Here is a 19,276-nt window from a genome sequence, read left to right as displayed (position 1 = left end):
TTAGGGAACAGTTTTATAGTACTGCAGGAGGGCCACGATGGGCAAAAAGGCTTCCGGCAAATGAAGGGCTTCCTTCAATGCTGCTGAAAGTGTAGTGTATTTGTTTAAAAGGGAAATCTAGCCTTAGGCAAAACTGCGGCGGAGCTACAAAGAAATCGAAGTGGAAATTACAAATGCTACAATCGTCGTCTTCGTGGCTTTGTGGATGCTCAATGCCGCTAAACTGTTTAGTAGTTTTTTTTACTTCGTTATGATTGTGGTGATGTGCCGTAGCGTGATGCTGATGGCTAAAGGCATGAAAAGACTGAAAGCCCGTTGTAAGGAGTACAAGGGCCATAAGTGCAAGATTAAATAATGCGAACTTTCTTTTCATTACCGCAAAGGTAGGGAAAAAGATTTTACAATTGCAACAGGGTTGCAGTTAAAAATGTATTAATAGGTTTTTATCTTCACACAGCTAACATGCTCTATTGAGGTTTCGCTTGTTTTGGTTAGCTGTCCGGTTATTTGGTTTATACTGAATACAACTGCCAAACTGCTGTTAACATTTGTTACAATGATAAACTTACCGCTTGGATCTATAGCAAAGGTGCGGGGGTGTTTGCCCAGAGTAGACTGATAGCCTATGATTTTTAGTGTTCCGTTTTCCTGTACCGAGAAAATAGCGATGTTGTTTTCGCTTCCCCTGTTGGTAGTATATAAAAACTTTCCGTTTGGTGTGATATGGATGTCAGAGCTTTCAAAGCCTTCGGTAAGGGAATCGTTATGTGTGGCAATCTCCTGAGTGGTTTTCAGGTTACCGCTGCTGTATTCATAAACTGTTACAGTGCCGGAGAGTTCCCCTATACAATAGGCGTGTTTTCCGTTAGGGTGAAAAGTAAAATGCCTGGGCCCGCTACCGGGAGTAGTTTTTATAATGTTTGTTTCGATAAGGGGTTGTTTTCTTAGCGTGTCAAACTCAAAGCATCTTATTTTATCACTGCCTAAGTCAGAAGCAAACAGATATTGACCATCCGGAGAAAATACTGTTGAATGTATATGGGAGTTTTTCCGTCTGTTTGGGTTAATACTTCCTTCAAAATAGTCAAAATGCTGAGTCGTAGGCTCAATAAAGCCATCATTGCCTAAAGGGTAAAGTGAGATACCACTTTCAGTATAATTACCGTTTATGAGCCACTTGCCCAAAGGATGTGTGTCACAATAAACCGGATTTTCGCCACTGCTTGACTGGCTGTTTAGAAATGTTAGTGTTTTCTTTGCCGGATTGAAAGCAAAACTGCTTACACTGCCTGTGTTTGGTGTTTTGGTATCGGTACAGGCGTATATAAAATTCCCGTCAGGGGAAAGGGTAAGGTATGACGGGTTCTTTATTTTGGCTACCGTAACCTTTTTAAGGCTGCCTTTAATGGTATCCAACTCATAAATATATAGGCCTTCCTTATTTTTGTTATGGTTAAAAGACCCGAAAAAAGCATAGGTTTGGCTGTAGCCGGTATAGCTTAAAAATACGAGAATGAGGGTGATAAGGGGAGATTTGCTATTCATAAAATAAAAGGCTGCCATTTGGCAGCCTTTCAAATATATTAAATATTGTAATGAATTACACTAACCCGTTTGCTACAAGGTATTCGGCAATTTGTACCGTGTTTGTTGCTGCACCTTTGCGAAGGTTATCGGCTACAATCCACATGTTAAGTGTGTTTGGCTGACTCTCATCACGACGTATACGGCCTACAAATACATCGTCCTTACCTTCGGCATAAATAGGCATTGGGTAAGTTTTGGTATCAGTATTGTCCTGTACGGTAACACCCGGAGTGTCGTGAAGTATAGCACGTACCTGGTTTACATCAAAGTCGTTTGCAAACTCAATGTTTACCGCCTCGCTGTGTCCGCCCACTACAGGGATACGGATAGCAGTAGCAGTAACCCTTATAGAGTCGTCGCCCATAATTTTTTTGGTTTCACGTACCAGTTTCATTTCCTCTTTAGTGTAACCGTTGTCTTCAAACACGTCACACTGCGGGATAGCGTTACGGTGAATAGGGTATGGGTAAGCCATTTCACCCTTAGTGCCTGTGTATTCGTTTTCAAGCTGCTGTACAGCCTTAACTCCCGTACCTGTTATAGACTGGTAAGTAGAAACGATTACTCTTTCAATAGTATATTTTTGGTGTAGCGGAGCCAAAGCCATTACCATTTGTATGGTAGAACAGTTTGGGTTTGCTATAATCTTGTCTTCTTTAGTAAGCACATTGGCATTGATTTCCGGTACAACCAGTTTTTTTGTAGCGTCCATTCTCCATGCGCTGGAATTGTCAATTACTGTAGTTCCTGCTTCGGCAAATTTAGGAGCCCACTCTTTTGATGTGTCACCACCTGCAGAAAATAATGCTATTTCAGGCTTCATGGAAACTGCGGTTTCAAGACCAACAACCTTGTACTTCTTACCGTTGAATTCTATTTCCTTACCTACAGATCTCTCTGAAGCTACCGGAATTAATTCGGTTACCGGAAAATTTCTTTCCGCCAGTACTTTTAGCATCACTTCGCCTACCATTCCGGTAGCGCCAACAACAGCAATTTTCATAGTGTATTAATTATTGAATTATTTAAATTTTTGGGCAAAATTAGTTATAAATTCGTTTCAAAATAAAAAAATATAACAAAGAAAAACCGTCTTTTCGAGACGGTTTTGTTAGAAATATAAGAATATGCAATGTAGCGGAAACTTCTGTAACTCTATTGTTTAGTTTTCAGTAAGTCACGGATTTCTGCCAGCAGTTTCTCCTCATTTGTAGGTGCAGGAGGTGCTGCAGGAGCCGCTTCTTCTTTCTTCTTGGTTCTTTCATACATCTTAAGGGCAAGGAAAATACAGAACCCTACAATTACAAAGTCAAGTGTTATTTGTACAAAGTTACCGTAGTTTATGGTAACGGCATCTATAGCTGGCTGTGTTACCCCATCTACCACTGTTTCGGGTACGGCTTCTTTAAGGGTAAGCTTAAGATCTTTAAAATCGACTCCATTAAGCAACATGCCTATAGGCGGCATTAAAATGTCGTTTGTAAAAGATTTTACGATGTTACCAAAGGCGCCACCAATAATAACGGCTGTTGCCAGATTTACAATGTCACCTTTCATTAAAAAGGCTTTAAAATCCTTGAAAAATCCCATAGGCTAAAGTTTAGGTTATATATAATTGATTGTTTCTGTTTAAGGCTAAGGTACAAAAAACTGATTATTCCTGATAAAAAACGCGTTTTACACGCTGTGAAATACTTGTTAAAATTTCATAAGGTATGGTTCCCAGTGCTTCGGCCATTTCCACAACGGTTGGTGCTGTGCCAAATATTACGGCTTTATCACCTTCCTTACAGTCTATACCTGTAATGTTTACCATCATCATATCCATAGATATGGTTCCGGTAATTACGGCTTTTTTACCGTTTATCATTACATAGCCTTTTTCGTTACCCCAGCTCCTCGGTATACCATCGGCATAACCTATGGGCAGGGTAGCCGTGCGGACTTTCTCCGATGCCATGAACTTACGGCTGTAGCCTACGCTTTCTCCCGGTTGTATGTCTTTTATCTGGAGAATAACCGTTTTAAGAGTGCCTACGTTTTCCAGTGATTTGCGTTCCTGTGCGTCATTACCCACGCCATACAGGCCTATGCCCAGTCGTACCATATCAAACTGTGCCTCGGGGAAATGATAAATGCCCGATGTGTTTAATATATGGCGGATAGGGTTTATGCTAAGGGTATCGATGATTTTTTGTGACCATTGGGTAAATTTATCTATCTGTCCCAGTGTGAAGTCTCTGTATTGAGGTACATCACTGGAGGAAAGGTGTGAAAAGATACTTTTAACCGATACAAAGTTGTTGTGCTTAAGTAATTCGATAAGTTCGTCCAGCTGATAATTTTCAAACCCAAGGCGGTGCATACCGGTGTCCAGTTTAATGTGAATAGGGTAGTCGGACAGGTTTTTCTGTTTGGCAATTTCAATAAATGCCCTTAGTTCCCTAACCGAATAGATTTCGGGTTCCAGTTTATAGGCCGTCATGGCACTAAATGCACTGGCTTCGGGATTCATTACTATGATAGGGGTGCTAATGCCTGCATTACGAAGGGCTATACCCTCATCGGCAAAGGCAACACCAAGGTAATCTACCTTTTGGTGTGAAAGCAGTTTGGCAATTTCATAACTCCCGCTACCGTAACCAAAGGCCTTTACCATTACCATTATTTTGGTTTCGGGCTTAATGCGCGAGCGGTAAAACTTAAGGTTATGAGCAATGGAATTCAGGTTGATTTCCAGTACTGTTTCATGTGTCTTTTCTTCCAGTAATACCACTATTTCCTCAAAGCGGAAACTACGGGCACCTTTAACCAAAATGGTTTCGTTGCTATAACTATTAGCATTGTATTGGGTTAAAAACTCCTGTGTGGTTTTGTAAGATATAAAATTAGGGAAATCCTTTAATTGGGTGCTTATGGTTTCGCCTATGCCTATAACCCTGCTAATATTATTAGCAGTTAAAAGCTGAGTAACATGTTCGTAAAGTTCCTCTACGGTGAAACCACTCTGGAAAACATCCGAAAGGATAATAGTTTTCTTTTTATGTGTTTTGTGCTGTTCTAAAAAGTCGAGTGCTATTTTTAGTGACTGATAGTCAGAGCTGTAACTGTCGTCAATAATGGTGCAGCCGTTAATGCCGTTTTTTACCTGTAGGCGCATCTCAATAGGATATACCCCTGCAAGCCTTTCGGTAATAAAGTCACTGCTGTAGCCTAAGTGCAACATCAGCATAAGGCAACTTATGGCATTTTCTGCCGAGGCATCATCAAAAAACGGAATAACTACTTTAAAACTGTCTCCGTTGTAATCAACGGTTAGTTCGGTGGTGTCGGTATGTATTGTTTTGGTAATGTTTACATCGGCATCACCATTGTAGCTCCAGGTAAAGGTAGTTGTGCCCTCCAGTTCCAGTTCGGCTATGGCGTTTTTTTGAAGTATTACCACATCGGTATCTTTAAAGAGTTTAAGTTTCTCTTTAATTTTTTCGAGCATATCGGTAAAGCCTTCGTCATGCGCCGGACCCAAATGTGTAAGTATGCCTATGTTGGGTTTTATAATTTGGGCTAGTTTTTCCATTTCCCCGGTGGTGGAGATTCCGGCTTCAAACAATCCCAGGTTGTGTTTTTCGTTAATAGCGATTACAGATAGGGGTACGCCTACCTGAGAGTTGTAGCTTTTAGGACTACGGATGATATTATAATCAGGACTCAACGCATAGTTAAGCCATTCCTTTACTATGGTTTTTCCGTTACTGCCGGTTATACCCACAACAGGGAAATTAAACAGACCTCTGTAATAGGCAGCAAAATCCTGTAATGCTTTCAGGGTATCGTTAACAATAAAAAAGTTAGCCCTGTTTTTACATCCGTTAGGGATATGGGTAACAACAAAATTTAAAACGCCGTTTTCAATCAGTTCGGGAATATAATTGTGTCCGTCACGGTTTTTTCCCGGTAGTGCAAAAAACAGTGTTCCGATATTGTTTTGCAGCGAACGGCTGTCTATAGAAACGTTATCAATTTCCATATCGGGCTGTATACCTTCAAACGAAGGATTAACGGCCTTAATGATATTGTTTGTTTTTATGCTCAAGATGTAGGTTTTTTAATTTTTTTAGAAGAGACTGTCGTCTTCCTTATCTTTCTTTTTCGGGTTGGCCTGTTCTTTCATGGCCTTAAAAAAAGCGGCACGGCTTAGCGGTTCATATTCTTCGGTTTCACCCAGTAGTACCAGTTTATCGTTTTGTGCCTTACGGAAACTGTAATTCGCTAAGTTACCCGTTCGGGTGCATACCGCGTGTACTTTGGTAACATATTCGGCTGTAGCCATAAGTGCCGGCATAGGACCAAAGGGGTTGCCTTTAAAATCCATATCCAGCCCGGCAACAATAACCCTTATGCCGTTATTGGCAAGGTCATTACAAACCGATACAATCTCATCATCAAAAAACTGAGCTTCGTCTATACCTATCACGTCACAGCCCTGTGCCAGGATGCGAAGCATGGAGGCCGATTCCACCGGGGTAGAGCGTATTTCGTTTGAGTCGTGCGATACCACCATATCATCATGATAGCGGGTGTCTATGGAAGGTTTAAAAATTTCCACACGCTGTTTGGCAAACTTTGCCCTTTTAAGGCGACGTATAAGTTCTTCGGTTTTACCCGAAAACATCGACCCGCAGATGACCTCTATCCACCCAAATTGTTCTTTATGATTTACTGTATTTTCGAGAAACATTTTGTATTTTTCAGGCTGTAAAACAGAAATGTTTTATGTTACTTTGTATTGAAACAAATTTATTAAAAAACTATTGCGCCACTCTTTATTATTCCAAAAGTTATGAAGAAAAAATTAGAAGCCGAACTGATAAGTATTGCACACAGGATATTGAAGCTAAAGAATAAGGCAGAGATTGAGCAGTTACAGCAGGAAACACTCAAGCTGTACGAAAAACTATCGGTGCTTAGATTTGTTGAGGAAAACTTTAATGATGTGAAGCCAACAATTGGTTTTTCTTCGGCAGAAGAAAAGCTGGAAGATATTTATGGTGTAGCAGAAACCAAAGAGCAGGAAGTGCCTGAAGCTGTAGTGGAAGAAGAAGCACCTGCCGATGCCGGAGAACCAAAAGAAGAACTTGGTGAGACCGAACAGGAGGCTGTAGCTGAAGAAGCTGTTGAGGAAAAAGCCGAAGAACCTGTAAGTGTACCGGAGCTTGAAAAGCCGGAAGAGGAAATCAAGGCAATGGAAGAGTCGGTTGAGGCTGTATATGAAAATGAGCAGGAGAGTAGCGATGAGGAAGAGATACAGGCTACCGATGCCGAAACGATTACCATAGAGCCTGATGCTACCGTTGAAGTTGAAGAATCGGAAATTGATATAGAATTTGCTTTTGAAAGAAAAGCAGCGCCCGAAGAGCCAAAGGAAGAACCTAAGAAAGAGGTTACTATTGACGACTTTAGGGATTATAAGGATCCGGAGTTTGTAAAGAAATCTGATTTTGATGCTGCGCCTGTTCAGGAGGAAGTGAAAGATGAGGTTAAGGAAGAACCGAAAGAGGAACCAAAACAGGAAGAGCCTCAGTTTGATTACAGCAATCAGCCTGTTTTTGAACCGGTGAAAAACGAACCTGTTGAGGAAGTGAAGAAAGAAGAACCTAAAAAGGAAGAACCGATATGGACGCCTGCGGCTTCTACAGGTTCAAGGTCGCTTAACGATAAGTTCTCTAAAACCATTACATTGGGACTAAATGACCGTATCGCTTTTGAGAAGCATCTTTTTGGCGGTAGTGCAGATGATTTGAACCGTGTGGTTTCACAACTAAATACTATTAATACATTTGGTGAGGCAAAATCGTTTATAAACGATCTTATTAAGCCTGATTACAACAATTGGGATGGAAAAGAGGAGTATGAAGAGCGTTTCTTCCAACTGGTTGAAAAAAGATTTGATTAATGTCTAAACTATATATAGTACCTACACCTATAGGTAACCTGGAGGATATGACCTTCAGGGCGATTAAAGTGCTTAAGGAAGCCGACCTGATACTGGCGGAAGATACCCGTACCAGCGGTAAACTGATGAAGCATTTTGAAATTGCAACCCACATGCAGAGCCACCATATGCACAACGAGCATAAAACCGTTGAGAATATTGTGAAACGCCTGCAGGCGGGCGAAACTATTGCCCTGATATCTGATGCGGGTACGCCTGCCATATCCGATCCCGGATTTTTACTTACACGCGCCTGCGTGGAAAATAATATTGAGGTGGAGTGTCTGCCGGGTGCTACGGCTTTTGTGCCTGCCCTGGTTAATAGCGGACTCCCGAATGATAAGTTTGTGTTTGAAGGTTTCCTGCCGGATAAAAAGGGAAGGCAAACCCGATTTTTAGCACTTGCCGAAGAATCGCGTACCATGATATTTTATGTGTCGCCACACAAACTGGTTAAAACTCTTGGTGAGTTTGTACAGTATTTTGGGGAAGACCGTCCTGTTTCGGTATCGCGTGAGCTGAGTAAGCTGCACGAGGAAACCGTGCGCGGTACAGCTACCGAGGTACTGGAGCATTTTACGAAAAAAGACCCAAAAGGCGAAATTGTGGTTATTGTGGGCGGAAAGCCCGAGGTGAAGAAGAGTAAGAAACTATAATTTAGTTGTTATAATAATCTATACATATAAGGTAATAATCGGTTTCTGGATCTTCCAGCTCAGTTACTTGAGTGCTTAATTTCTTAATGGTTTTACTTATTGAGTTTCCCAGTTTTGTTGAGATTATAAAAATAACAGACTTTCCTTTTTTAAAGTCTATAGCCTTGTTCTGAACGTTTTTTAAATCAAATGTGGATATCTTGGTAGGCTCGGTTTTGTAGTCAATGTTTTCTGAATTTATAACTTTTGAAACTACGCCGGAACAAGAATTGTCAGCTTTAAGCGAAGGACTGTTTATTTTAAGGGTGTCGCTTACTGTTATACCATAAAAATAAGAAGTGTTTTGGGATACTAAATATTCCATGAAAGATCCTGTTTCATCTGGATTTATAAAGTATATCTTCTCTCTGATATAGTTGTATTTTTTGGAAAAATAATCAACAGCTTCTTCTTTATTTTTAAAGTTTACTGTTTTGTTTGTGTTATTGTAAGTTCTATAGGCAGGAGCACAGGATGTACATAATGCTAATAATAAAAATATAGTCGTTATTTTTTTTATCATTTAATTGTTTTTGGTAAGGTGTTAATGCGGTTTACTTTTTATCAAAAGTACAATAAAACTAATTTGTTAGAGTGCACGTTAATTGAATTAATTTTCCGGTAATGGTATGTGCTGGTAATTATCCCAAAAACTATCGTTAGGGTTTTTATTGAATCGTTTTAGTTTTTTGAAGAAAGGGGTTTTTGTAAAGTTAATGTCTTCATAGTCTTTCTTATCTGTTAGGTAGGTATATAACGTTGTTATTACTTTATGTAGGTGGTGTTTGTTTGTTGCTGCCGACATTACCCATTTATCATTGATTTTTACAAAGTTTCTTTCGGTATATGTTTCGGCTAGTGTACTATGGCTACCGCTAATTTGTTTAACTATTCCAAAAGTTTTCTTGTCAATGTAGATCATGGCTTTTTTGTATTCATCATAGCTTGCCTTGCCCGAAGCATATTTCAAAATATAACATTCATGTCCGTTAATGGTGAGTGAGCCTTCAATGGAGATGTTGTAGTTTTTTAGCTTGGATTTTTTCAGGTAATCAGGCTTATAAAGTAATAGGTTGTTGTTTCTTATTCCCCATAAGTCAATTGATGAGTCAGTTTGTAATCTCTCTTCTCCCTTTTTTGTGTAAGGTACAACCCTGCTTTTGTAAACTAAGGCTTTAGTGTTATGCTCGCCGTTGTGTTTTAACTTGCCATAATATTCCTGTATCATATCAATTTCTTTCCAGTTGTCATCATATTGAACTACACGTGTAAAATATTCGTAATATGCCGGATCTACATCGTGGTTTTCTTTAAGGTTTTCTATAACCTTTAAAGCAATATCATATCCTGTTATTTGTTTGCCTATCACTACTTCGTTAAGTTGCAGTAATCCTTCTTCCAAAACAATATTTTTCGGGAAGCTGCTTGTTATTTTAATCTGTACAGGTTGATAGCTAAGATGAGATATTATTATGGTTTTATCTGTCTCAGGATTAATCATCATATAAAAGTCACCCGATTCGTTTGACAGGGTTGTTTTTTTACTCTCCGGAATATAAATATTAGCAAACGCAACCGGATTATTATTAACATCGGTTAGTTTTGATTTAACTGCGGTTTGTGCAATTGTATTAAACGAAACAAAAAACAGTAAAAGGTATAAGGTGTGGTTTTTCATAGCAATTGTTTATTGTAAAATTTGCGTTTTGGTTGTCAAAGCCCGTGCCATTAATTACATTTGGAGAAATTAAAATTCTTCATGCGCTGGACATTAAAACCAACCCCCGATCTTCAAAAAATAAAACATTTATCACAAGCGCTTCAGGTAGATGGAGTTATAGCTTCACTGCTGGTACAACGTGGTATTGAAACTTTTGAGGAAGCGAAGAATTTTTTCCGTCCTAAACTAAGTGATTTGCACAATCCCTACCTGATGAAGGATATGGATAAGGCGGTGAAACGTATTGAGCAAGCTATAGAAAACGGCGAAAACATACTTGTTTTTGGCGATTATGATGTAGATGGTACTACGGCTGTTTCGTTAATGTCATCATACCTGCATTCGTACTACCCTAATGTAGCGACATATATACCCGACAGGTATGCAGAGGGGTACGGAGTTTCGTTTCAGGGGATTGATTTTGCCGATGATAACGGGATGACGCTTATCATTGCGCTGGATTGCGGAATCAAATCGATTGACAAAGTTGAATATGCCAAACAAAAGGGTATCGATTTTATAATTTGCGATCACCACCGCCCCGGTGATGAACTGCCCGATGCTGTAGCAGTACTGGACCCAAAACGAACCGACTGTACCTATCCTTATGACGAACTTTGCGGATGTGGTGTAGGCTTTAAACTGATACAGGCACTTGCAGGGAATCGCGGACAAACCATAACCGACTTGGTTACTTATCTTGATTTGGTTGCCACGGCCATAGCGGCCGATATTGTCCCGATAACAGGGGAGAACAGGGTACTGGCAACATTTGGGCTTGATGTGATTAATACATTCCCAAGGCCGGGTATACAGGCGCTTATCCAAAACGTAAAAAAACAAAAACTTACCATAGGTGATGTTGTCTTTCAGATAGCACCGCGTATTAACGCTGCCGGGCGTATTTACCACGGCAATAAAGCGGTCGAATTGCTTACCGAATTTAATTTGGAACAGGCTCAGGAGTTTGCTGCCATGATAGAAGGACTCAACGCAGAAAGAAAAGATCTTGACAAGCAAATTACTACTGAAGCACTAATGCAGATAGTGTCTAATAATGAGCAGGAGCGTTTCACTACTGTTGTGTATGATGAAAACTGGCACAAAGGGGTTATTGGTATTGTGGCTTCAAGATTAACGGAAACCTATTACAGGCCTACGCTGGTGTTTACAAAAAGTGGAGATAAACTGGCAGCTTCGGCAAGATCAGTAAAAGATTTTGATGTGTATAATGCGCTCGAAGCCTGTGCTGATCATTTAGAGCAGTTTGGAGGACATATGTATGCAGCGGGGCTTACGCTGAAAGAAGAGCAGTATTCCGGCTTTAAACAACGTTTTGAAGAGGTGGTTAGACAAACTATAGCTCCCGAACTTTTAGTGCCCGAAGTGCAGGTGGATGCCGAGATTGATTTCAGCGATATTACCCCAAAATTCTTCAGGATATTAAAACAGTTTGAGCCATTTGGTCCGGGCAATATGACTCCGGTATTCCTGTCGCGCGGATTAATGGATACAGGTTACGGTAAGGCTATTGGTGCCGATGAAACCCATTTAAGGCTTTTTGTAAAGCAAGGTGACGCCGAAGGTTATGCGGCAGTTGGTTTCGGGTTGGCATCAAAAATGAATATAGCCTGTAGCGGTAAGCCTTTTGAGGCGGTGTACTCCATAGAGGAGAATGAGTGGAACGGTAATGTGTCTACTCAGCTTCGTTTGCGCGATATACGCACCGTAGAGTAGCCGTTGAAAACTTTTTTACTAAAAACAATCTATTTATTTAGAATGGTTTTAAATAATTTATATTTTTGTTTAAAACCACGACGATGAAAGAGATTGAACAAATTTACTTTAACGACTTTGGAGTGTCATTTTACTGGCGTAAAAACGATACTCTTTTAACCGACAGAATTCAGGTTATATTTAAGGAAACCGGCTTTTATTTTACCCGTGAAGAGATACAGCGTTTTGCCTGTATTGTAAACGAAATGTATGATAAAAACCATTGCGGTGGCTGTGGTTTTAGGAACAAATGCCACAGGTTTTTACTTAAAACTCCGGTTAATGAAATTGAACTGGCTGTCTCAGCTCAGGAGCTTGTTGATATTAAAGATTTACTTGAGGGTACGCTTTTTACAGTGAACCTTAATGAGTATATTAATAATGTGTGCAAAAATTAGTTTTTGTATTCTTTCAGTTCAAATTTCTCTCCGTCAAAAACACCATAGGTAAAATAGCCAATCCAATCGCCCAGATTGATGTAGGTGGAGTTTTGTCCTAAATCAATGGTCATAGGTAAATGCCTGTGACCAAAAACAAAATAGTCGTAGTGTTTTGTTTCCAGTTTTCTTTTGGAGTATAAAACAAGCCATTCGTTATCTTCACCTAAAAACCTAACATCAGCATCACCCGATATAAGCTTGTTTTTTACCGATAGGTATTGTGCCAGTTTAACCCCAAGGTCAGGATGAAACCATCTGAAAAGCCATTTTGAAAAAGGATTGGTAAATACTTTTTTCATCCTTTTATAGCCTTTATCGCCGGGTCCAAGTCCGTCACCGTGTCCTATAAGGAACACTTTGTCATTAAAAGTAAATTCTTTTGGTTTGTGGTAAACAGGTATGTTTAGTTCCTTTTCAAAATAATCATGCATCCATAAGTCATGATTTCCTACAAAAAAGTATATAGGCGTGCCAGAGTCGCGTATTTCTGCCAGTTTTCCCAGTACTCTCACAAATCCCTTTGGTACTACTGTTTTATATTCAAACCAAAAATCAAACAGATCTCCAAGTAAAAAAATAGCATCGGCATCTTTCTTAACCTCGTCCAGCCAGGCTACAAATTTTTTCTCTCTGGGGAAGCTTTTTTCTTGGGTTGGAGCACCTAAATGTTGATCGGAAGCAAAGTATATTTTGAGTCTTTGGGACATGTTAAATTCTTAAATAATATGCCAAAGATATGAAGACAATTTTAAAAAGGTGTTACAGCGTTATAATTACGTTATGTTTTTAAATTCATAACAAATCGAAATAAATTTGTTTTTTTTGGTTAAAATGTAATTATTCGTTATTTAATTAGGGTTAAGCTTGTGTTTTTTTTTATACTTTCGGTAACTTAAACATAAACTACTAATTTATTATCTATGAAGAAAATTACTTTGTTATTTTTCATGGCATTGTTAAGTCTTTGCGGTTATTCGCAGGACGGGCTGCCGTTGGAAGGCTTTGAGGGCGCGTTTGCCCCGGCCGGCTGGACAATACATGACAATGAGATAGGTACGATCCAAACCTGGAAGCAATCTCAGTTAGGGAATGATTATCAGCCTCCTTACGAGGGGAATTATGCAGCTTTCCTGGATCGTGAAAATGTTTCAGATGACGGAGATCCGGCTAAAGACTGGCTGGTTACACCACAATTTACAATGCCGGCAAACGGGCAGTTACGTTTTTACTGTGCCTTGACCCTGGGAGGTAACCAGGGTAGTATGTACAGGATTATCATTGCGCCAGCTGGTGCAGATCTTGATGATCTTGATGCTTATACCGTTGTACAGTCATGGACTGAGCCTGGAATTAACCCTTCACAAACTGAATATGTAGAGGTTTTGGTAGATTTACCAGGTACAGCAGGAGAGGATTATTTTGTTGGTTTCCTTATGGAAGGTGATAATGCTGACCGTTGGTTGGTTGATAACGTAAGCATTATTGAGCAATGTTTGCCTCCTACAGACTTAAATGTAACGGGTGTTACAGGTGAAACTGCTGATTTGAGCTGGACCGGAGGTGCTGCTCAGTATGAGGTTGAGGTTGTAGAGTTTATTGATGCTCCGGATGGTACAGCAGATTATCTGGTAGACGGAAACTCAACAACCATTAATGGTTTAAACCCAACTACAGCTTATAAATATTATGTTAGAGCTGCTTGTGGTGATGGTAACTTTAGTGAGTGGGTTGGTCCATTTAACTTTAGCACTGCCCCGGGTAATGATGCCTGTGCAGATGCTGTTGCTTTAACGGTGAACCCAACTAACATTTGTTCGGTAAGTACTCCGGGTAGTATAAATGGTGCTACTGCCTCTTCTGAAGGCAACACATGTTTTGGTACGGCTGATGATGATGTTTGGTTCTCTTTCGTAGCGACAAACACTACTCATCTTGTTAACTTAAATAATATTACAAACGGTACTACCGATTTGTATCATGTTGTTTATGAGGGTAACGATTGTTCTTCATTAACACAATTATATTGTAGTGATCCTAATAACAGTACAGCTACAGGGCTTACTGTAGGGAATACTTATTATGTAAGGGTTTACTCATGGACATCTGCTTCAAACCAAACCTCAAACTTTGAAATCTGTATAGGTACACCTCCGCCACCACCGGCAAACGATGAGTGTGCAGATGCGATTTCGGTTCCTGTTAACCCTGATTTAGACTGTGCTCAGTTTGTTACCGGTACTATTTATTCTGCTACAGCTTCTGCCGAAGGTTTTACGTGTTCGGGTACAGCTGATGATGATGTTTGGTTCTCATTTGTAGCAACAAGTACTTCTCATACAATTAACCTTAACAACATTAACGGTGGTACAACTGCTCTTGATCACGTTGTTTATTCTGGTTCTTGCGGATCATTTACAGAACTTTACTGTAGTAACCCTAATAACAGTGTTGCGGGTGGTTTAACCATTGGTAATACTTATTATGTAAGGGTATATTCAACATCTTCAACTCCTCAAACTTCTGTGTTTGATGTTTGTATTGGTACACCACCACCACCACCGGCAAATGATGATTGTGCTAATGCTTTTGCTGTGACAGTTAATCCTGATTTAAACTGTACTTCATTCACACCAGGTACTGTTGCATGGGCTACTCCGTCAATAGATGCTAACTCTTGCGGAGGTACAGATGATGATGATGTTTGGTTCTCATTTGTTGCAACAAGTACAACCCATACAGTTAATTTAAATAATATAACAGGTAGTACAACTGATTTATTTCACGCTGTTTACTCTGGTTCATGTGGCTCGTTAACAAACCTTGTTTGTAGTGATCCTAATAACAGTATAGTAGGTGGGCTTACCATTGGTGAAACCTATTATGTAAGGGTGTATACCTGGACTTCTACTCCGGCTCAAACATCAGCGTTTGACTTATGTATTGGTACACCACCACCACCACCGGCAAATGACGACTGTGCTAATGCTGAGGTTGTTTTAACTAATCCTGATCTTGATTGCGGTAACTTTGCTTCGGGTACTATTGCCTGGGCTACAGGTTCCCTGGAAAGTAATACATGTTTTGGTACTGCCGATGACGATGTGTGGTATCAGTTTGAGGCAACAAGTGAAACGCATCAAATTAGCCTTACTAACCTTGTTGGTAGTACAACGTTTATGTATCATACAATTTACGAAGGAGATAGTTGTGGTGCTATGACTCAGCTTTACTGTTCTACTAATAATGTAAGTATTGCAGGAGGTTTAACTGTTGGACAAACTTACTATGTAAGAATTTATACATCTACGAATTTAAGCGGACAAACTACTACGTTTGATCTTTGTATTGGTACGCCGCCGCCGCCGCCGGCAAATGACGACTGTGCTAATGCTCAGCAGGCGTTTACTAATCCTGATCTTGAGTGTGGTAATACAGTTTCAGGTACTATTGCATGGGCTACAGAATCTGGAGAGCCTAATTCATGTTTCGGTACAGATGACGATGATGTATGGTATCAGTTTGTTGCTACAAATGATGTTCATACTATAGATTTCATAAATGTTGTAGGTAGTACAACTTTCCTATACCATGTTCTTTATGAAGGTAATTCATGTGGTTCTATGACACAATTATACTGTGCTACTGCTAATAATAGTTTAGCAAGTGGTTTAACAGTAGGTAATACATATTACATTAGAGTTTACAGTTCAACCAATGTTGTACCTCAAACTACCACGTTTGATTTATGTATTGGTACACCGCCACCGCCACCGGCAAATGATGAGTGTGCTGAGGCTGTTCCGGTACCGGTTAACCCAACTCAGGTTTGTGATCAGGTAGTTCCTGGTTCTTTATCATGGACAACTCCTTCTGCAGAACCAAACTCATGTTTTGGTACAGATGATGATGATGTATGGTTTGAATTTGTAGCTACTAATGATACTCACCTAATTAAAATTCTTGATATTGTAGGTAGTACAACTTTCCTATATCATGCGGTTTATGAAGGTGATGAGTGTGGAGCATTAACTGATGTGTATTGTGGAACTTCAAACAGTACAACAGTAACAGGATTAACCCCTGGTACCACTTATAAAATAAGAATTTATACTTGGACGTCTACTCCAGGTCAGTTAGTTGATTTTAACCTTTGTATAGGTACACCACCACCACCACCGGCAAATGACGAATGTGCTGATGCTACTGTGGTTCCTGTAAACCCAACTCAGGAGTGTGTTGAAGTTGTTCCTGGTATTGTATTCTCTGCAACAGCTTCTGGAGAAGATAATACTTGTGGAGGTAATGATGATGATGACGTATGGTTTGAGTTTGTTGCTACAAACGATACTCACGTAATTACATTACAAAATATTACAAATGGTACAACTGATTTATATCACGTACTTTATGAAGGTGATGAATGTGGTACTTTAACTCAACTATATTGTAGTGATCCTAACCAGAGTTTTGCCAGCGGCTTAACTATTGGAAATACTTATAAGATAAGAGTGTATTCTTGGTCGTCAACTGCTCAAACTTCAGAATTTGAAGTATGTGTGGCTACACCACCACCACCACCGGTTAATGATGAGTGTGCAGATGCTACTGTGGTGACTGTAAACACTAGTTCTGAATGTGTAGAGTTTGAATCAGGTACTATCTACTCTGCCACTGCTTCTGCAGAAGATAATACATGTGGCGGTACTGCAGATGATGACGTATGGTTTGAATTTACAGCTACAAGTACTATACACTTTATTACTTTAAGCAATGTTCAGGGTAGTACAACTTTCCTATATCATGCAGTTTATGAGGGTGATGAGTGTGGAACTTTAACTCAGGTTTACTGTAGTACAGCTAACCAAAGCTTAGCAGAAAACTTATCTCCTGGTACTACTTATAAAGTAAGAGTTTACTCGTCTACATCTACTCCAAACCAAACCTCTACATTTGATATTTGTGTGGGAACTCCAGCAGGATCAATCGCTGTAAATGAAGATTATACTGTAGAGCAGTTAGTAGAGAACGTACTTATTAGTTCTGAATGTGCGCTTGTGTCTAATATAACGTCTCAAACAGGTACTAACTTTGGTCAGGCGAATGGTATATCTTACTTTAGCCAGAACAACTCATCATTCCCATTTGCCGATGGTGTGATACTTGCTACAGGTAGCGTTCAGGAAGCTCCGGGACCTTACCCTAACAATAACACAGGTACTCAGTCTAATGTATGGGTAGGTGATGCTGACTTATCGGCTATTATTGCTGAAGGAGGTAATACAGGAACGCTTAACAATGCGTCTATCCTTGAGTTTGACTTTACTCCGCTTACAAACCAAATCACTTTTGATTTCATGTTTGCTTCTCAGGAGTACGGTACATTCCAGTGTAACTTCTCTGATGCGTTTGCGTTTATACTTACAGATTTAGATAACCCGGATCCTGAAACTAATACCACTAACCTTGCGGTTATTCCTGGTACAACAATTCCGGTATCGGTAGTAAATATTAGGGATAGTCAATATAATACGGGTTGTGATTCTCAAAATCCACAATACTTTGGTTCTTACAACCAGGATAACCCTTATGGTTCGGCTATAGGTTATAGAGGTCAAACAGTTGTTATGACAGCCGCAGGTCCTGTAGTTCCTGGTGGTAACTATCACATTAAGCTTGTAATTGCCGATTATAATGACTCTATTTATAACTCTGCTGTATTCTTAGCAGGTGGTAGTTTTGATATTGGCGGACTTGACTTAGGTATTGACCTTACGGTTCCTGGAGGAAATGCTATTTGTGATCAGCAGGAAACAGTAATTCAAACTGGTTTAGATCCGGAATTATACAATTTTGTTTGGTCTGTTACTGATGACGAAGGTGTTACTACTCAATTAGATGAAACCGGTCCAGACTTAGTAGTTAATCAAACAGGTGATTACTCAGTAGTGGTTAACTATGAAGGTACCGACTGTATACTTGAAGGTACTAAACGTGTTGAGTTCTATCTTCCTGTGGAAGAAACTGTAGGTGCTCCTATCGATCTTATAGCTTGTGATGCAAGTGGATTTGCTTCATTTGACTTTACTTCAAATACTGACTTAATAGAAGCTGGTATAATTGAAGGATATGATGTTGCTGATTTTGTAATTTCATATCATGAAAATGAGGCTGATGCAGAAAGTGGTGATAACCCTGTAGGACCTGTATATGATAATACAGTAGCTGGATCTCAGCCAATATATGTAAGAGTTGTTTACACACCAACAGGTTGTGTAGGTGTTCTTAACTTTAATTTAATTATTCAGGATCTTACACCTGATTTTGATATGGGTGGAGACTTTAATATTTGTGAAGGAACAACGGATGCTACTATAGATATTGTTGCTATAAACTTTGATCCTGCTTCTCCGGATGTAACTTATACATGGACATTTAATGACGCTCCTCTTGCAGAGACAGGTTCAAGTATCGTGGTTAGTGAAGAGGGATCTTATGAGGTAACTATTAATAACTCTGGTTGTGAGGCTACGCAGTCAGTATATCTAACTGTAACTCCTATCCCTGTTGCAGATGTAATGGAAAATGTAACATCGTGTGATGCTTTTGTACTTCCTGAACTAAGTGCTAATAATAATTATTATACGGGTACGGCTGCTACAGGTGATATGTTACTTGCAGGTGATGAGATAACGACTTCTCAGGTAATATATATTTATGCAGAATCTGCTACAGCACCTACAAATTGTACAGATGAGACAAGCTTTGAAGTTAGTATTGTTCCAACACCTATTATTAGTGTTAACCAGGGTTGTGAAGGCGGAATTTACACTCTTGAAGTTGCTCTTGATGCAAATTACACAGAAGGTACGGTTAATATTGACTGGACTGATGCTAATGGTGCTACTGTAGGTACAGGTTTAACAGCTACAGCTACAGAGATTGGTGTTTACACCGTAATAGTAACTCCTGCCGGAGGTGATATCTGTTCTTCATCATTTGAACTTACTGTTGATAATGTTGCCTGTATGATTCCTAAAGGTATCTCTCCAAATGGAGATACTATGAA

At 39.6% G+C, this 19,276-nt stretch carries 14 protein-coding genes; 5 read left to right on the top strand and 9 right to left on the bottom strand.

The genetic code is table 11. The features are described from left to right. Positions 1–13 precede the first annotated feature (13 nt). The 6 genes from GN157_RS16985 to GN157_RS16960 form a co-directional block, all read right to left on the bottom strand. On the bottom strand, positions 14–373 hold the full coding sequence (locus GN157_RS16985; RefSeq protein ID WP_157484672.1) for a hypothetical protein: 360 nt from the start codon (positions 371–373) through the stop codon (positions 14–16). A 59-nt stretch (positions 374–432) separates the two neighbouring features. Beyond that, positions 433–1,545, bottom strand: coding sequence for a lactonase family protein (locus GN157_RS16980; RefSeq protein WP_157484671.1), 1,113 nt, complete (start codon positions 1,543–1,545; stop codon positions 433–435). Positions 1,546–1,600: 55 nt separating this feature from the next. Continuing rightward, positions 1,601–2,590 carry an aspartate-semialdehyde dehydrogenase gene (locus tag GN157_RS16975; protein WP_157484670.1) on the bottom strand — a complete coding sequence of 330 codons (990 nt, stop codon included), beginning with the start codon at positions 2,588–2,590 and terminating at the stop codon, positions 1,601–1,603. A gap of 152 nt (positions 2,591–2,742) precedes the next feature. Further along, positions 2,743–3,177 carry a large-conductance mechanosensitive channel protein MscL gene (gene mscL, locus GN157_RS16970; RefSeq protein WP_157484669.1) on the bottom strand — a complete coding sequence of 145 codons (435 nt, stop codon included), beginning with the start codon at positions 3,175–3,177 and terminating at the stop codon, positions 2,743–2,745. Positions 3,178–3,241: 64 nt separating this feature from the next. Then, positions 3,242–5,680, bottom strand: a complete 2,439-nt coding sequence (locus GN157_RS16965) for a bifunctional UDP-N-acetylmuramoyl-tripeptide:D-alanyl-D-alanine ligase/alanine racemase (RefSeq protein ID WP_157484668.1) — start codon at positions 5,678–5,680, stop codon at positions 3,242–3,244. 21 nt (positions 5,681–5,701) lie between these two features. Further along, positions 5,702–6,325, bottom strand: a complete 624-nt coding sequence (locus GN157_RS16960; RefSeq protein ID WP_157484667.1) for a thymidine kinase — start codon at positions 6,323–6,325, stop codon at positions 5,702–5,704. A 102-nt stretch (positions 6,326–6,427) separates the two neighbouring features. Here GN157_RS16960 and GN157_RS16955 point away from each other — a divergent pair, with 102 nt between their 5' ends. Continuing rightward, a complete protein-coding gene (locus tag GN157_RS16955) occupies positions 6,428–7,540 on the top strand; it encodes a hypothetical protein (protein WP_157484666.1) in 1,113 nt (370 codons plus the stop codon). Further along, positions 7,540–8,235, top strand: coding sequence for a 16S rRNA (cytidine(1402)-2'-O)-methyltransferase (gene rsmI / locus GN157_RS16950; protein ID WP_157484665.1), 696 nt, complete (start codon positions 7,540–7,542; stop codon positions 8,233–8,235). Before GN157_RS16955 ends, rsmI begins: the two co-directional genes overlap by 1 nt. Before the next feature lies 1 nt (position 8,236). Here the strand turns inward: rsmI and GN157_RS16945 are convergent, their stop codons facing one another. Next, positions 8,237–8,797 carry a hypothetical protein gene (locus GN157_RS16945; protein ID WP_157484664.1) on the bottom strand — a complete coding sequence of 187 codons (561 nt, stop codon included), beginning with the start codon at positions 8,795–8,797 and terminating at the stop codon, positions 8,237–8,239. An 87-nt stretch (positions 8,798–8,884) separates the two neighbouring features. After that, on the bottom strand, positions 8,885–9,952 hold the full coding sequence (locus tag GN157_RS16940) for a carboxypeptidase-like regulatory domain-containing protein (RefSeq protein WP_157484663.1): 1,068 nt from the start codon (positions 9,950–9,952) through the stop codon (positions 8,885–8,887). An 81-nt stretch (positions 9,953–10,033) separates the two neighbouring features. On the opposite strand from GN157_RS16940, the gene recJ reads away from it, so the two are divergent. Further along, a complete protein-coding gene (gene recJ, locus GN157_RS16935; protein WP_157484662.1) occupies positions 10,034–11,731 on the top strand; it encodes a single-stranded-DNA-specific exonuclease RecJ in 1,698 nt (565 codons plus the stop codon). An 83-nt stretch (positions 11,732–11,814) separates the two neighbouring features. Further along, a complete protein-coding gene (locus GN157_RS16930) occupies positions 11,815–12,168 on the top strand; it encodes a hypothetical protein (protein WP_157484661.1) in 354 nt (117 codons plus the stop codon). Here the strand turns inward: GN157_RS16930 and GN157_RS16925 are convergent. Then, positions 12,165–12,917 carry a UDP-2,3-diacylglucosamine diphosphatase gene (locus tag GN157_RS16925; protein WP_157484660.1) on the bottom strand — a complete coding sequence of 251 codons (753 nt, stop codon included), beginning with the start codon at positions 12,915–12,917 and terminating at the stop codon, positions 12,165–12,167. The two genes, GN157_RS16930 and GN157_RS16925, sit on opposite strands and share 4 nt — an antisense overlap. Positions 12,918–13,130: 213 nt before the next feature. Between GN157_RS16925 and GN157_RS16920 the strand changes: the two genes are divergently transcribed. Next, a partial coding sequence (locus GN157_RS16920) for a choice-of-anchor L domain-containing protein (protein ID WP_157484659.1) occupies positions 13,131–19,276 on the top strand: 6,146 nt, incomplete at its 3' end.

Source organism: Flavobacterium rakeshii, from assembly GCF_009741375.1.
GTDB classification, from domain to species: domain Bacteria; phylum Bacteroidota; class Bacteroidia; order Flavobacteriales; family Flavobacteriaceae; genus Flavobacterium; species Flavobacterium rakeshii.
This window is presented reverse-complemented; position numbering and strand designations above follow the sequence as displayed.

Bases quoted from the DNA above. Each gene is read 5' to 3' on its own strand.
- GN157_RS16980 (WP_157484671.1), bottom strand. From the start codon at position 1,545: ATGAATAGCAAATCTCCCCTTATCACCCTCATTCTCGTATTTTTAAGC.
- GN157_RS16960 (WP_157484667.1), bottom strand. From the start codon at position 6,325: ATGTTTCTCGAAAATACAGTAAATCATAAAGAACAATTTGGGTGGATA.
- recJ (WP_157484662.1), top strand. From the start codon at position 10,034: ATGCGCTGGACATTAAAACCAACCCCCGATCTTCAAAAAATAAAACAT.
- GN157_RS16985 (WP_157484672.1), bottom strand. From the start codon at position 373: ATGAAAAGAAAGTTCGCATTATTTAATCTTGCACTTATGGCCCTTGTA.
- GN157_RS16975 (WP_157484670.1), bottom strand. From the start codon at position 2,590: ATGAAAATTGCTGTTGTTGGCGCTACCGGAATGGTAGGCGAAGTGATG.
- GN157_RS16955 (WP_157484666.1), top strand. From the start codon at position 6,428: ATGAAGAAAAAATTAGAAGCCGAACTGATAAGTATTGCACACAGGATA.
- GN157_RS16940 (WP_157484663.1), bottom strand. From the start codon at position 9,952: ATGAAAAACCACACCTTATACCTTTTACTGTTTTTTGTTTCGTTTAAT.
- rsmI (WP_157484665.1), top strand. From the start codon at position 7,540: ATGTCTAAACTATATATAGTACCTACACCTATAGGTAACCTGGAGGAT.
- GN157_RS16945 (WP_157484664.1), bottom strand. From the start codon at position 8,797: ATGATAAAAAAAATAACGACTATATTTTTATTATTAGCATTATGTACA.
- mscL (WP_157484669.1), bottom strand. From the start codon at position 3,177: ATGGGATTTTTCAAGGATTTTAAAGCCTTTTTAATGAAAGGTGACATT.
- GN157_RS16930 (WP_157484661.1), top strand. From the start codon at position 11,815: ATGAAAGAGATTGAACAAATTTACTTTAACGACTTTGGAGTGTCATTT.
- GN157_RS16925 (WP_157484660.1), bottom strand. From the start codon at position 12,917: ATGTCCCAAAGACTCAAAATATACTTTGCTTCCGATCAACATTTAGGT.